The organism is Granulicella mallensis MP5ACTX8 (assembly GCF_000178955.2).
Classification (GTDB): Bacteria; Acidobacteriota; Terriglobia; order Terriglobales; family Acidobacteriaceae; genus Granulicella; species Granulicella mallensis.
Window position 1 is genome coordinate 5,202,104 of sequence record NC_016631.1, and the last position, 15,962, is coordinate 5,218,065.

At 56.8% G+C, this 15,962-nt stretch carries 7 protein-coding genes; 3 read left to right on the plus strand and 4 right to left on the minus strand.

All coding sequences use genetic code 11. The features are described 5' to 3' along the window. Positions 1-22: 22 nt before the first annotated feature. Both ACIX8_RS24860 and ACIX8_RS20170 read right to left on the minus strand, forming a co-directional pair. Positions 23-2,878: an RNA polymerase sigma factor gene (locus ACIX8_RS24860; RefSeq protein WP_014267236.1), complete on the minus strand. Its 2,856-nt coding sequence runs from the start codon at positions 2,876-2,878 to the stop codon at positions 23-25. 249 nt (positions 2,879-3,127) lie between these two features. Then, positions 3,128-5,383 carry a PD40 domain-containing protein gene (locus ACIX8_RS20170; protein WP_014267237.1) on the minus strand — a complete coding sequence of 752 codons (2,256 nt, stop codon included), beginning with the start codon at positions 5,381-5,383 and terminating at the stop codon, positions 3,128-3,130. A gap of 116 nt (positions 5,384-5,499) precedes the next feature. On the opposite strand from ACIX8_RS20170, the gene ACIX8_RS20180 reads away from it, so the two are divergent. The 3 genes from ACIX8_RS20180 (at position 5,500) to ACIX8_RS20195 (ending at position 12,469) form a co-directional block, all read left to right on the plus strand. After that, entirely contained in the window at positions 5,500-9,015 is a 3,516-nt protein-coding gene (locus ACIX8_RS20180; RefSeq protein ID WP_014267238.1) for a TonB-dependent receptor, read from the plus strand. 148 nt (positions 9,016-9,163) lie between these two features. Beyond that, entirely contained in the window at positions 9,164-10,249 is a 1,086-nt protein-coding gene (locus ACIX8_RS20190; protein ID WP_014267239.1) for a tyrosine-protein phosphatase, read from the plus strand. A 255-nt stretch (positions 10,250-10,504) separates the two neighbouring features. Beyond that, positions 10,505-12,469 (plus strand): DUF2075 domain-containing protein, encoded by a 1,965-nt coding sequence (locus ACIX8_RS20195; protein ID WP_014267240.1) that lies wholly within the window; start codon positions 10,505-10,507, stop codon positions 12,467-12,469. A gap of 264 nt (positions 12,470-12,733) precedes the next feature. Here the strand turns inward: ACIX8_RS20195 and ACIX8_RS20200 are convergent, their stop codons facing one another. Both ACIX8_RS20200 and ACIX8_RS20205 read right to left on the minus strand, forming a co-directional pair. Then, positions 12,734-14,182 carry a glycosyl hydrolase family 79 C-terminal domain-containing protein gene (locus tag ACIX8_RS20200; RefSeq protein WP_044177170.1) on the minus strand — a complete coding sequence of 483 codons (1,449 nt, stop codon included), beginning with the start codon at positions 14,180-14,182 and terminating at the stop codon, positions 12,734-12,736. 397 nt (positions 14,183-14,579) lie between these two features. After that, positions 14,580-15,806 (minus strand): hypothetical protein, encoded by a 1,227-nt coding sequence (locus ACIX8_RS20205; protein WP_014267242.1) that lies wholly within the window; start codon positions 15,804-15,806, stop codon positions 14,580-14,582. Between the last annotated feature and the right edge of the window lie 156 nt (positions 15,807-15,962).

Consider the following 15,962-nt stretch of genomic DNA (forward strand, 5'->3'; position numbering starts at 1 on the left):
CCTGAAATTGTGGCGGCTGTTGTTAGTTGTTATCTTTTCGGAATGCTGTAGATGTATCTGCCAGGTGCAGGCGGATTCGCTCGCCGACATCGAGGATCTCTCTGGCAATCTCCGGCGCAGACCGAGTTAGCCCTGTCTCGTTGCTCACCATTTCAAGACAAAGTTGCCTGTATCGGCGAAGTTGTTCATCGATGCCACGGCCTGAACGATCGGGTTCTGAAATCTCAGGAACGGGACTCGAGCTGGCAAATCCTAACGACAATAGAATTTGCTGATTGGCATAGATACCCGCAGTGATCGTTCCTCTATAGTTGCGGGACAGTGTTTCCAGTTGCGTCTGCTCATTCACCGGAAGCGGATTCACTTCTCGAAAACGAGACTGCAACTCGGAGAGATGAACTCCTGCCTGGACGATGCGGAGACTTCCATCCAGCAAGTTATCCGAAGCAGGCACCAGTTGATCCATCGACAGATTTTTCTTGCGAAGATACTGCTCCAGGGGTGAAGGCTGCTCCTGAATGGGAGATCGTGGCTGCCCATCTCCAGACACGGCACTCGGCAGCGGACGAGGCCCGATCTCTTCCGCGCTCAAGATCGAAGCGTGCACGTTTGGAATAAGCGCTAAGCGGGATAAGAGCTCCCTCTTGCGAGCATTCGTGTCGACGACTCCTTTGACCTCCATGCCTTCAGCCGTGCGCGCGAGGCTGATCGGCTCACCGGCATCTGCCTGCAGTTGATTCAGAACTGTCCGCGCCCCCAACTCCGCCTCATCCAATTCAGAATCGGCGAGCCCACGAGGCAGATGAATCGCAGCGTGCATGGCTGGCAGATCACTTGCCGCAGTCGTTACAACTGGCTCAAACCAGCTCGGATCAGCCGCGCTCCAAGGCATTACGTTGTAATCCAATTCAGCGATCTCTACATTGCCGGTATCTCGGAAGGAGATGGTCCGTTCAACAGGATGAAAATCGGCAGCACGAACGGTAAGCGATTCCTTCGTGACGTCGCCACTGTCAATCGTTGTGGTCAACATAAGCAGAGTGCTGCCTGCCGTCTGCACACTATCCCTAGTAACTCGTGAATGCTTATACCAATCCTGATAGGCAGCTGCAGATAAAGGAGCATCCCAGTTCACACCTGCCTTTGCCAGTCTCGCCTGGAGCATCGTAGTTTGACGGTCAAGTGGCTGCAGCTTTGGTTTCCGGCGACCGCTTGTATCGCGGTGAATGACTCGTTCGATCGTCTGCGAGGCGGTCCGAATACGAACCTTCTGAGCAATGACCTTCGATTCTCCTGTGGAGACGGCGATCTGGTCCGCTGTCTCAGCACGTTGCAGGAATAGATTTGCTGACATCGGTGGTGTGCTCTTGTGCCATAGCCAGAGGCAAACACACGCGCCGAGAGTAAGGAATACGGCACTTGCAAGAAATGGGTTCATATTGCCGATGAAGAGTCTGCGATATTGCCGCTGCAGCCAGACGGAGAAACTGCTTGTCCAGCGTCGAAACTGCCGTTCAGAGTGACGAACAATCGGAATGAATCCCCCATTCGATACGGAGCCTGTTTCAAATAGCGCAGGAGCGTTTGCGCTCTCGAACGCTATATCCGTCTCCGGCATCTCAGCCATCACTGGGTCGAGGTACAGGACGTGGACGATAAGATCGTCCGGGCCAAAGGTGACGGTAAGGATAAGAGAACGTCGGTCACTGAGAGAGATCGTTTCGACCTGCTTCATTCTGTCGGAGCGATCCGGGCTCTCCAAGGGGAGGCAAGCCAGGCAGTACAACTGCTCGCTCTGTACTTCGATAAGCGATGGTTCTTCCTTGTTTGCCAGTCTCAAGCGAAGTTCATTAACCTCCGCGGTAACTCTCTGCGAAGAACGCACCTCACCATCCACGACGATCTCCAGGCTGGAAGGGCGATGCTCGAAGAGTTCGCGGGCTCGACGCTCCATCTTGCGCAGAGTGGGGCTATTTCTCGTCAGCTTCTTGCGTGCACTTGGCCCTCTGGAACCACTTACTCCTCCAGGGCCGGACATACTGTCACGGTCGATGCCATCTTCAGGAGAGCGTTCGGCCAGCGAGGGTAAGTCGAGAATTTTATTCACTCGCTCAAGACAGCTTCTGCAACTTACCAGATGACTTAGTTCCTGAGCAGTTAACTTCGCAGAGCCATTCAGAGCGCCATACCGTCGCTCAAGCACAGCACGCTCCAGGCATCTTCCTTCAACGGCACTGAAGACCGCCTCCTGCAGTTCATGGAACAGGAGATGAGTGCTATCTCCTTTCTTCGAGAAGAAGAGAGGAAGATTGCCAGAGGGCACAATGCAACGAATGGCTTCCGGCCTTTCCAGAGAGAGCCGCGCTTCGTTTCGCGCCGTCTGTAAAAGCATGTCGACCGAGGAGCGTCCGGCCTGGAGTATCCTCATCACCTCGGAGGGGTAGTAGCCGTGGAAAAATCGCAGAATCAGGACACTGGCTGAGCGAACCGTGCTCTTCCGCTCACAGGCATAGCGACAGATCTTTCGGAGATGATCGTGGACAAATAACAGTTCACCGCGATCAGCAACGGCGAGGCCATGTTCTATCGAGTCGTAATCGACGATCGATAAATTGTTGAGCGGATTGCGCCCGCTCTGGCGCACTCGGACGAGATAAAGATTGCGAAGCACACGGAACAGATATCCCTCAGGCTGCTCCATCTCATCAATCGGTCGTGTAATCCGAGTGATGCGCAGATAAAAATCCTGGACCAGGTCCTCTGCCTCGGAGCGATCGTTGTGTGTGATTTGAGCGGCCCACTCCAGCAAACGAGGGTAATAGTCGAAGAACACATCTTCGTTGGTTCTCCGAACCGGGTTGGAGTGAGAGAAGGGCATAGTTTGTCGCTCTATCTAACAAAAGGGTCGTTAGCAGGCGAATCTCAGGATGCGTGCCCTGATATTCGCCTGTTCTTAACAATGGGTCTCTTGGCCCCTCTGTCAGTAAAAGCCCGCAAGTTGGGGCTCTTATGCGCTTCACTATCAGATCTGAGCTTGTGGCGCAGGTTTGGAGATTACCAATATGCCAGAGGCAATGCTCAGCGGCGTTGCTGCCTTGAGCGAGCCTTGAATTCCTGCCTTCAGCTATTACGCTCCAGGCATCGTCAAGCCTTGCTTCACCTCATAGAGCCCGGTCGCATAGCGTTTTGTGTGGTCGACGATCAGCGTGCGTCCGTCTGGAGAGACCGAGAAGCCGGCGATCCCCGACGCTGAGAGTGGAGGAAGATCGCGCAGGTGAGCAACGACATGGGCGCGTCTTGTGGTGGGATCTATCTCAAAGATGTCCGAGACAGCGAGATCGCTCTCTGACACCGCTACGTATACGTGATTGCCCGCGATCGCGATCGTGTCCGTGAAGGTCGCGCGTCCGGCCACCTGAAAGATCTGCTCGGTAGAGCCATCGACAAGGCTTCTGCGCGAGAGCGAGAGCTGCGCCCCCTGCTCGATAAAGTAGAGCCACCGCCCATCGGCCGAGGGAAGAAAGCTGGCCACGGCCTCTACAAACAGAGGCTCGGGACGACCAGTGCCGTCAACCCGCATGCGCCAGATACTGGAAGTGCCGTCCTCATTCGAGGAAAAGAACAGATACGCTCCATCGGCGCTGTAGACGGGATTGAAGTCGCGTTTGCGCGTCGTTGTCAGCGTACGGATCGAGTGCGAGGCGAGGTCGCACACCATCAGGTTCGTAGCGCCATATTTGCGAAAACTGAATGCAATCGAGCGGCCATCAGGGGACCAGGACGGCGGAAAGACCAGGCCCTCACCGTGAAAGTGCGTCAGTTGTACGGGAGCATCCGATCCTGTGCGATACAGCCAAACCTCTCCCCAGCCGCTGCGTGTGCTGACGAAAGCGACGGAGTGGCCATCGGGCGAGTAGACCGGTGAGGAGTCGGTCTTGTCCGACGGGAGCGGCGTATGCGCGCCGCCGCCTGTGGCCAGTGGCTGCTCGATCAGCTCCGTAATCAACTGCCTGTGCTCGAAGACCAGCGTGCCGGTGGGTGAAATCGATGGATTGATCGCGTCGAAGTCCGCCGGTGTCACCGGCTGCGGCGTGCCTCCATCCCTGGTGATTCTCCACAGGCCATAAGGTGTGGTCTCGTTCCGCTGGGTGCCGTAGAGGATCGAGCGGCCATGATCGATCCAGGCGAGGCCGCGCACTCCGTCGGTGTCGAAGGTCAACCGCGTCGCGGGCTTTACCTGCTCGCCCTTGACCGAAACCATGTAGAGATCGCCCAGGCCGCCGCGCCGGAAGGCGATCCATGAACCGTCAGGCGAAAACTTTGCGTCGATGTCTCCACTCGAACCGATCGGCGGAGAGGTGACTGAGGTACGCTCGCCGGTCGCTACCGAGATCAGCACGATGCGCATTGGGTTTCCCGCGACAGGCTGTTCGGTGGTGAGCAGGAATCGACCATCGGACGACCAGTCGAGCGCGGGATGGTCGTCGCCGATCGGCCAGTAGGAGACGAATTTCCCCACGGTGTTCAGGGTCTTTGCCGCGAGATTGAAGCGGACGACCTCGAAGTGCGACATATCGACGCGGCGCGTGAAGGCTATCTCACGACCATCGGGAGACCAGACAGGCCGTGTCTCGGCGAGCGAGCCCTCCGTCAGGCGCACCGGCGAGGCGTCGCCATGCACATCCTGTATATAGATATGCGACTGATCTTCGCCGTGCGGGATCATCGCCACCGCCAGCCACCTGCCGTCAGGAGACCAGGCGGAGTCGGTCGTGTTCCCGGTGAAGAGATCGACGGGACTCAACGCGTTGAAGGAGGCGGCGTTGACGTGCGGCTGTCCCCGCCAGATCCACGCGACCGAGAAGCCCGCCAGCGCCACTACGGCAAGGATGGCTCCAATTAACAGATGCCGGTTGCGTGATGCGGCCGCAGGAGGTGGGACGCCCATTGCGAAGCTTCGCGATTGTTGTGCGACAGCGCGCTCCACCGCAGGCGCGATATGCTCGCCTGCAAATTGCTCCTCCCAACCGGAGAACTCGGTCCTGCGCGTCGGCAGGGTGCGCAGAATCTGCGGCACATAGCCGCCCTTGGGCAGCTCGATCCTGATCGGGTCGCCCGCGCCCTCCGTGCGGTAGTACTGATCCAGCTTCTCGCGTACTCGCCGGGCATGCACGCGTACGATCGGGTCGCTCTTCGGATCGTAGTCGGCGGCGCGCAGAAAGACCTCGACGGCGATCGTGGTCTCCTTGAGATCGGAGACCTCTCCACGCAACGCTCTTCCGACGCAGAACTCAAGGAACTGCCTCGACCGCGCAGCACTGGCAAAGATCGACGACTTCAGGATACGGCCCATCTGAGCGTCAACTTCACCGTTTCGGATCATAACCAGAGGTTAATCATCGGACGTTAACATTCGTTGAAGGGCTTATCCCCGCATGTAACCCCTTCTTACGGGCCGATACGACGCATTTCGCGACGGAAGCTGCCAGATTGAAGGCCATGAGTGCCCACATCTCTCCTTCCATGAAACCGCTGCAGTCCTTCCACCACTCTCGCCCAAGGGTCGCGTCCTTTCTCTTCGGTCTGTGTGTCGCGCTGTGTTGCGTCCTGTCGAGTGGAGTGGCCTTCGCCCAGAGCAGCTCCGTCAACGGCCACATCATGGACAGCTCCGGCGTCCCCGTCGAAGGGGCGACCGTCGCGATCACCAGCACCACCACCAGCGAAACCCGGTCGGTCGCCACCAACCATGATGGCTACTTCCTCTTCCCGCCCCTCGCGCCGGGCAGCTACGTGCTGCACACCTCGGCCCCGAGCTTCGCCAGGTTCACCCTTGAGAACATCAAGCTCGAGGTCGGCGGCTCCCGCTCGGTCGATGTCACACTCCAGCCCGAGAGCCAGTCGCAAACGGTCGAGGTAAACGCCACCGCTCCGGAACTCATCACCGACAATCCCGATCGCGGCAACGTCATCGAGAGCGAGTTCGTGCAGAACACCCCGCTCAATATCCGCAACCCGCTACAACTGGTGAACTTCGCGCAGGGCGTCACCGCCTACAGCTCCGACTCCGGCAACAATGACCAGAGCGAGGCCCTGACCAACACCTTCCGGATTAACGGCGGCAAGATCGCCACCACCGAGAGTCTGCTCGACGGCGCGGCCAACACCACGCTCTACGACTACAACGCCATCGCCGACGTCCCGCAAGTCGACGCCATCCAGGAGTTCAAGGTCCTCACCACCGCCTACGCACCCGAGTGGGGCCGCACCAGCGGAGGCATCGTCACCTTCGCCACCAAGTCCGGCACCAACCAACTCCACGGCAGCGCCTTTGAGTACCTGCGCAACAGCGCACTCGACGCCAACAGCTACAACTCCGACGCCGCAGGGCTAAAGAAACCACACTTCCAGCGCAACCAGTTCGGCTACGCACTCGGTGGCCCGGTCGTGCTGCCGCATCTCTACAACGGCACCAAGCGCACCTTCTTCTTCTCTACCTTCGAAGGCCTGCGCCAAAGCCAGGCAGGCAGCTTCCTGGGCACCGTACCCACCATGCTTGAACGCAAGGGCGACTTCTCCCAGACGCGCGATGCGAACGGCAACCCGATCGTGATCTACGATCCGCGCTCGACGATGCTCGACCCCACCGCGCCTGCCGGCACCACGCGCTACATCCGTACGCCCTTCCAGGGCAACGTCATCCCCACGCAGTATCTCGACTCAACCGGGCTCAACATCCTCGCGAACTACCCCATGCCGAACCAGCCAGGACAGGGGCTCAGCTCGGTCAACAACTACTTTTCGAACGCGACCACGGCGAGCAACCAGAACGTCGTGAACCTGCGCATCGACCACCGCATCAACGATGCGCACTCCTTCTTCGCCCGCTTCGACTGGTTTCAGCGTGACAATATCAATCCCGACCCCTACGGCAATGGCCTCTCTTACGAGCCCGGTAATCAGCGGCTTCCCGGATACAACATCATGGGCGATCACACCTGGGTGTTGAGCCCGAACCTTGTCTTCGAGCACCACTTCGCCTATGCCCACCAGGAGTCAAACCGCGTGCCGGAGTCGCTCGGCTATAACCCGACCAAACTCGGCTTCAACGGCAATGTCGTCGCAGGCCTCACCGCGCTCAGCTTTCCTGAAGTTGCAGCGACCCGTATCAGCAGCATCGGCCCCGAGGGTGGGCTCGAGACAGACTTCGGCACCGTCTACCAGTACGCAGCCTCGCTCGCGCAGTTGAAGGGCAAACACTCGCTCAAGTACGGATTCGACTTCCGCTACTTCCCTACGGGATTGAACATCGCGCAGGAGGTCACGGTGACAGCGAACAGCAACTTCACCGGCGGGCCGAACCCGCAGGCTGTCGGCGGCGATTCAGGCTCGGGTATCGCGGATCTTCTGCTCGGCACAGGCACCGTGAGCAGCGGCTACTCCCCGGGCTTCCACTATAGCCATCCGTACTATGCCTTCTACGCGCAGGACGACTATCACCTCACACCGAAGCTGACCCTCACCTATGGTTTGCGCTACAACCTCGAGCTGCCCGATCAGGAGAGCAAGAATCAGTACGTCTTCCTCGATCTCAACTCCTCGTCACCACTCAACGCAAAGGTCTCCTCGCTGGGCAGCCTCACCGGAGGCCCCGGCTTCGTCGGCACAAACGGCCTGGGCTCGCGCCTGCAGACGACGCAGAAGCTGAACTTCGATCCGCGCCTGGGCTTTGCGTATCGCTGGAACGACCAGACGGTTGTGCGTGGTGGCTTCGGCATCTTCCATGCGCCGCCTGTGGACCTTGCCAACTCCAGCGCGGGCTTTGCCGCCGTCACTACGTCGAATCCCGCACTGGCTAACGGCGTCGCGCCGCAGTTCAACCAGGCCAACCCCTTCCCCAACGGCCTCACCCAGCCGACCGGCAACTCGCTCGGCCTCGACACGCTGCTCGGCCAGAACATCACGGGTGTTCCGCGCCAGCAGAAGATCAGCTACAGCGAGCAGTGGTCGTTCGATATTCAACGGCAGCTTCCCGGCAACTTCGTCGTTACGCTCGGCTACGTTGGTAACAATGGCCTGCACCTGTACTCGCCGGTCAACTACAACCAGCTCCCCGATGCCGACCTCGCACTCGGCTCGCAGCTGCTCACTACCGTGCCGAATCCGTTCTACGGAGTCATCACGGATCCCACCTCGCTGCTCAGCGCGCCGACCGTGCAGTACGGCCAGTTGCTGCGTCCGCATCCGCAGTTTCAGAACATGACGGCAAGCTCGAGCGTTGGCCAGTCGTCCTATCACGCGCTACAGCTCTCGGTGGAACACCGCTTCTCGCAGGGACTCGCGCTGCTGTTCACCTACACCCACAGCAAGATGTTCGACGATGTGGGCGACTATCTCGTCACCGCGCAGGCGCAGGACAACAACTGCATTCCCTGCGAACGCTCGATCTCCCAGCAGGACCTGCCTAACGTTATCCGTCTCAGCGGCCAGTACGAACTTCCCTTCGGACATGGCAAGCCGATGGTCAACCAAGGCTGGGCCAGCCAGGTCGTCGGCGGCTTTACGGTGGGCGCGTTCTTCACCTATGACGACGGCTCGCCGATCACCGTCAGCAGTCCTAACTTCTCCAACTCCTTCGGCGGCGGCACGTCGATGCGGCCCGACGTTACCGGTATATCGACGCATGTACCCGAAGGCCGCACGATGAAGAACGGCAGCCTCTACTTCAACCCCGCCGCCTTTACGGCCACACCCTCGTTCCAGTTCGGCAATGCACCGCGGTACCTTGCCGATGTGCGTGCGCCGGGAACAAAGAACTTCGACATGCTCGCGGCCAAGAAGCTCTACTTCACGAAGCGCTACAGCCTCGACTTCCGCATGGAGTTCTTCAACGCCTTCAATCGCGTCCAGTTTGCGGGACCGAACACAAGCATCGCGTCGTCTAGCTTCGGTCAGATCTTCCTGAGCCAGGCCAACACGCCGCGCGAGATCCAGGCAGGACTTCGCCTGAGCTTCTAGTGAAACGCAGCCGTCCGGCGCCGACACCCTTCGGCCGCCGGACGGCTTACTTCTCTCCCAAAGCACCCGTACGAAAACTGCACCTGCGCGCCGTGGCTGCGAGACTGCAGCTCCAACCGACAATCCCACAACCCCATAGAGGAACCCCATGTTGAAACAAAGTATTCTTGCCCTCTTCTTCGCGGCCGCTACATTCGCGCACGCCGACATCACCCATCTCGATTGCACCCAGACCGGACCCGACGAGTACAAACTTAGCTACACGCTCACCGGCAACACCCATGCGGTCGAGATCTTCGCCAGCACCGACGCCCAGCAACCCACCGGTGCTGCACTCCTCAAGACTAGTGAGTCTACCGTCACACTCCATGCAGGCAAGCCCGGCGAGCGCGTCTTCTTTTTTCTGAAAGCCAATAGCGGCGAGCAGCGCGAGGTCTCCATTCGCCACCTGCCTCTCGAAGGCACGCCGAACTTCCGCGACCTCGGCGGCTACGAGACGACCGACGACCGATTCGTGCGCTGGGGTCTGCTATACCGCTCGGGCGTGCTGACCTATCTCACGCCCGCCGATTATAGCTATCTCGGCCACGCGGGCATCCGCGTCATCTGCGACTTCCGCACACCCGAGGAAAACGCAGCCGCGCCCGAGACCTGGATCCCCAACGACACCGCCAAGCACATGGCCCTGCCTATCGGTACCGATGACAAGAACCACAACACCAATGCCGCGATGCAGCAGATGCTCGCCACCAACCCCACGCCCGCGCAGCTTCGCGATTGGATGACGAAGACCTACGCGAACTTCGCCTTCTCAGCCGCCCCCGAGTATGCCAAAGTCTTCGCTGAGCTCAGGAACGAACGCCTCCCCCTGCTCTACCACTGCACCGCAGGCAAGGATCGCACCGGCGTCTTCAGCGCATTTGTTCTGCTCACCCTCGGCGTTCCCGAGCAGACCGTCCTCGACGACTATGCCCTGACCAATCGCTATCTCAGCGAAGCCAATCCCGCCGCGATCAAGAAGATGACCGCAGCAAGCGGAAGCAGCGCCAGCTTCATGGCGAAGCTGACTCCCGAGCAGCAGAAGGCCATGATGGCAGCCGACCCTGAGTATCTTCGCGCCACGCTTCGCGCTATCGATGCAAAGTATGGCTCCTTCGATAACTATCGCCGCACAGAGCTGCACGTCTCCGATGCGGATGTCCAGACGCTGCGTAAGCGTCTGTTAAGCAACTAGCCGCTGTCCCAATCCCTGTAAAGACAAGCCGATGAATCGCCTTTCCAGAGGCGGTTCATCGGCTTGTCTCTGGCTGTGGCGAGACGAGTAACTTCCACGTGACGCCAAGTGGGAGCCACGAATATAGCGATGAGCAGAAGGAGTACGAAAGTGTTCGACATCGACCTTCTGTTACCTGAGATACTGTGATGCCATGTCTATCGCTTGAACCGCTTGGCTTCGGATGTACGATAAGTTGCACGCATAAGGACCGGAATGCCGATCAAGGCTTACTACAACGAACCCATATCTAGCTTCTTAAAGGATGACGCTAACCGCATCCTCGGTATTCTGACGGCGGAACATCATCATGCCTTGGAGGAACAACAACGTTGGGCTTGGCTGCAACAAATTTCGATCCTCGAAGCTGCCCTCACCGACCAACAGGATGGAAGAATCTTTCTAGAGTTCTACATTCCAAGAATGGGCAAGCGCGCAGATGCTTTGTTGATAGCGAAAAACATCGTTTTCGTGATCGAGTTCAAAGCAGGAGCAAGCGAACATACGTCAACAGCCTTTGATCAAGTGGAAGATTACGCTCTCGATCTAAAAAACTTTCACGAAGGCAGCCATCGTGTTCCAATCGTTCCGGTACTTGTCTCAACCAATGCTGAATCTCGCCCCATATCTGAACTCAAATTTGCCGATGACCTCGTCGCTTCACCTGTCGGGACAAACAAGGCCGATTTAAGTTCTCTCATTCATAAGATTTGTGCTGAGTACATCTTTCCAACGCTTGATATTGACGTGTGGATGGCTAAGGGCTACAGGCCAACACCAACTATCGTTGAGGCAGCAGAGATCCTCTATCGCACCCATAGTGTGACTGACATCTCGCGATCGGATGCTGGCGCGAAGAATCTGCAGGAGACGAGTGCCAGTGTCAGCAAAATTATTGATCAAGCTCGTCAGAACCGTACTAAATCCATTTGTTTCGTGACTGGCGTCCCCGGCTCGGGCAAGACGCTAGCCGGATTGAATATCGCAACACGGCGCTCAGACGAACATCGTGACGAGCACGCCGTTTTTCTGTCTGGCAATGGCCCACTTGTTGATGTTCTTCGAGAGGCACTTATACGTGACAGAGCTACGCGTGAGCATATTCCGAAAAAGACAGCAGAACGCGAGGTACGCAGCTTTATCCAAAATATTCATCACTTTCGAGATGATTACGTTGGCAATAATGATATCCCCGTTGAAAAGGTCGTTGTCTTCGACGAAGCGCAACGAGCGTGGACCCGCAAACAGGCGGCCAGTTTCATGCAGAGAAAGCGAGGACAGGCTGATTTCAATATGTCAGAGCCGGAGTTCCTCATCAGTGTTATGGATCGACATCCAGACTGGTGTGCCGTCGTGTGCCTTGTTGGAGGCGGTCAGGAGATCAATATAGGAGAGGCTGGCATATCAGAGTGGATCAGTGCAATTGAAACCCTATTTCCCACTTGGGAGGTCCATGTCTCGCCGCGTATAGCGCTTCCAGAGTACGGTTCCCCAATAGAGATAGAGAAGTTTCTTGCGTCGCCACGAGTTCGCGTAGACGAACACCTTCATCTTGCCGTTTCGATGCGGTCGTTCCGAGCAGAAGCGCTGTCAGATTTGGTCGGTCACATCATAGATAATGAGCCAGAATCTGCGAGAGCCGCATTCAAACGTATAGAGACGGTCTATCCCATCTACTTGACCAGGAATCTCGATGTCGCAAAAACTTGGTTGCGGAGTCAGGCCCGAGGGACGGAACGCTTCGGACTAGTTGCATCCTCAGGGGCCCAACGTCTCCGGCCCGAAGGGATACACATAAAAACAGAGATTGAGCCGGCAAATTGGTTTTTGAATGGCAGCACAGATGTCCGATCCTCGTATTACCTAGAGGATGTGGCAAGCGAGTTTGCGGTCCAGGGTCTTGAATTAGATTGGGTTGGTGTGTGCTGGGATGGAGACTTCCACCACAAGAATGAAACCTGGGTCTGTCAGAACTTCAAAGGTACAAAATGGCAATCCGTTAATGACGAGTCCAGGCGACTTTACCTAAAGAATGCTTATCGCGTGGTTTTGACGAGAGCTCGGCAGGGGATGATCCTTTTTATTCCAAAAGGCGATATATCTGACCCCACGCGCCCTCCGTCTTTTTACGACGGTACATTTGATTATCTTCGTTCGTGTGGGATTAACACCCTCGATTAAACGACAATTTCCCATAGAACCGTTCTATCTGTAAACAACAATGGATAGATAGTGGCGAAGACAGAGCATTTACACCAAACATCATGCCTTCATTTACTCTTTTGTGAAGGCAGAGCAATATTAGGTTCCTATAGAAACGATGCGCAAAAGCCCGCAACCAGGGGCTTTTGCGCATCTGAGCCAAAGGCCGTAAAGCTAGCCAAACGGTTCGGTTTCTGCTGGACTATCAAATTGCTAAGTGTCGAGTTTATATGCCGATATCACCTAGTAGAAGTGAACAATCGCCGCCTGAGCTGCCGGCAGTGTAAACGTGTATGTACCATTCGTCAGAGTTGCTGGCGAACCGTACCCTCCCGTCCACGTTCCGTCCGAGTTCATCGGTGCGCCACCGAACGTGATACCGCTTAGTGCGGTCACATCGTTGTTCGCCTGCTTCAGCACAATCACCTGGGCATGCGTGAAGCTGCCGCCAGGAGTAATGGTCGCCGTCACGTTGACCGCTCCCGAGCCGAACGTCTTGTTGATGACGTGAACCGTCTCTCCGCCGTTGGTCTCCAGCAGTCCATAGGCAGATACATTGGCATTGCTCGGGTTCGACACCGTCGTACTTACCGGCTGGCCCTGGCTACCGTAGTGAAATGCCCACAGGCCGTATCCCGGAGGCTCCAGCGTATAGGACGACGCCACGCCTACCGGTGAGATCGCGTTATACGATCCAGCATTCGATCCGATCGGCCCTGTGTGCAGGTTCATCCCCGAAAGATTCGTGTTGTAGGCCATGTAGCAGAAGTAGTCCAGCGCCCATAGCGTCGCAGCATAGGAGTTTGTCACGCCATTGTTCGAACCGCCGAACGCACTGTTCGTCTCTTCAATGCGGACCTTGTAGCCGTTATTGCTCGCATTGTCGTTAAACGAGTTGTAGAAGCTCTGATACTGCGAGTCCAGTGAGGCCGCCAGCAGCTTCGCATCGCCGGCGCCGACCGATCCAAAGCTCGCGGCATTGCCCGCTGGATAGTAGTGGGTTGTAACGTCCCCAATCGTGCTCTTCAGCGAGCCCTGGTACGTAGCATCGTTGATAAAGTCCGTGGAGAACGTGCAGCAACCTGCTGTCGAGGGTCCCGTGGAGAGAATGCCGCTGTTGATCTGTCGGAAGGCGCTGCTGAACCCGTCATACCGCGACTGCCATGTCGACTGCGAGATAGAGCTGCCGGAGACATCTTCACTGTTGTCCGGTTCATTGCCTACTTCAATGTTCGTGGGATAGCTGTAGCTATGCGCCACATGCTGGTCGTTATAAAGTCCGGACACATACGACACGCTTGTGCTCTGGTCGTAGAACAGTTTTACCGGCACCGTCCATATCAGGTCCGCTCCGATCAGGTTCACAAACGCATCTACATTCGCACCGTCCTGCGCCGAGGCATAAGGCTGCCGCTCCGAGGAGTTTCCGCCGATGCGAATATTGCCCACGCCGATCTTTTGCACCATCGCGCTGTAAGCCGTCGCGTTTCCGCTCAGCCACGCCGCCCCGTTGTTATTGCCGGCTTCAATCGAGCTCATCTCCAGCGACAGCCCTAAAAAGTCGTTCGGGATCGCACGCCGAAGCTGTGTCGAATCCAGGTTGATCGAGATACTGGCCGAGCTCTGCCCAAACAGCGGCGCGGCAAGCAATATTGCTACTGCGATAAGGCCGCCATAGCATGCGCGGGACATCCTACTTAAAACCCACAAACTCTTCTTCTGCATAAAAGACTCCAGGATGGGCAAATTTGTTCGCAGTTCAGTCAATTGGGTTTACAGAGATATAGACATGACCAAACCTTGAGCGCGAGCATCCTAGCCCTCTAGAAAAGCGGTTGTCTAGATATTTTTCGAAGAATCTCAAATATTCTTTTGTTGAGTCCAGGAGAGTCTTCTCATTTTTGTGACGTCAGTGCCTTCGGTTTGTATCCGATTCAGGTCGCTGCCAGTAGAGACTCAGGAGGTACACAGGTCACAAGCATGAGTCTCACGCTGCAGGAAGGGCCCGTTAAAATCAGAAGGGGCAAGGACAGGAAACCAATCGCTGGCTTCCTGCCCCTGCCCTTCAGATATCTTCGATCCGTTCAGGTTAGAGCTGTGATGTTGTCGTGGCATTGAACTTCATGCCGACGGTTGACTCCAGGTTTCCGATGGCACTGTCGATCACGGCGAAGATTGTTGCACGGTTGCTGGCATTACTGAGGTCGAGCGAGGCGCTGCTTGAAACACCATGTTGCGATAGCGCGGAGTTGAATGCGGTCTGCGCCTGCGCGGCAGTGAAGAACTGTGCCGCGCTGGTGCCATTCGAATGAGCCAGCGTCTGGAACACATCAGAGAAAACACCTTCCAGCGTGCTTACACCAAAGATGATGTGATTGGTGGGTGTGACCACTGTGGATGGGCTCGTGGTCGGAACCGGATTGTCGTACATCTGATCCAGGTAGTAGTGGACCTGGTAAGGATACTGCGCATAGGTGTTCGAATTTCCCCAGACAGAACTATACGAGTTCACCGATGCCACCGTTGACTCCGTCGCGGTTGCGCCTTCGGTACTGTATTGGGGGACCAGGGTACCGTAGTATCCCTGGTTATAGGCGGCGTTGAGGATCACGTCGAGGAAGCTGTTCGGTAAGGTGACGAAGTTGGCCAGCGCTTCGTCGTACTCCGGCTCCCAGGGAGTCGTCCAACCGTACTGGCCTTTGCCGGTCACGTTCAACGCCACCATATCGTTATAGTGGAAGAACGCCGGCAGCATGGGGCCGTAGTACTTATTGTTGAACGATGGCGGCGTTACCTTCGAATACTGAGTCGCGGCATTAGCCATGGCGTAGCCAATATTCTTCTGGACTGCGATGTAATTGATGAGCGAGTGACCAGCAGGAGTGTAGCTGCCTGCGACCAGGTCCACAGCATAGTTATTGATCTGATAAGGACCGCCCTGGCCTTCATCCATCACGGCCTGCTGATCTGACGAGGGGTCGATGAGGCTGCTGCTGGACTCGTAGTCTTCAGTGGCGATGTTCTGCTGCAAAAGCTGCGCCATGATAGATCCATACAGATAGTCCTTATTGAATTGAATGCCTGGAACGGCTGCATATTCCTGAACCAGATGGCCATACATTACGCCTGCGATCATGTTCGACATGATGAGGTCCGTATAGTTCCCTCCGTTCAGGGTTAAAGTCTCTTCCGCGCTGCCATCACCCAGCAGAAGGTGGAAGCCAATCGTGCCGGTAGTGGTTTGCGCTGAAGCTGCGGCGGTCGTGGTGAGGAAAAGGACCACGGTGGAAAGTGACATGGCAAGTTTGCATCTCATCGAAGAATCCTCCTTGCAGATTTTTGGATCAGGGGCAGGTTCTGTACATCCTTTGCGCTTCTCCTCAGTACAAGCATGCATAGCGACTTCGGAGAGAACGAAAGACTTTTACAGCAGGAGTGGTGAGTGAAAGTGATGATGAGGTGGAATCTTAAC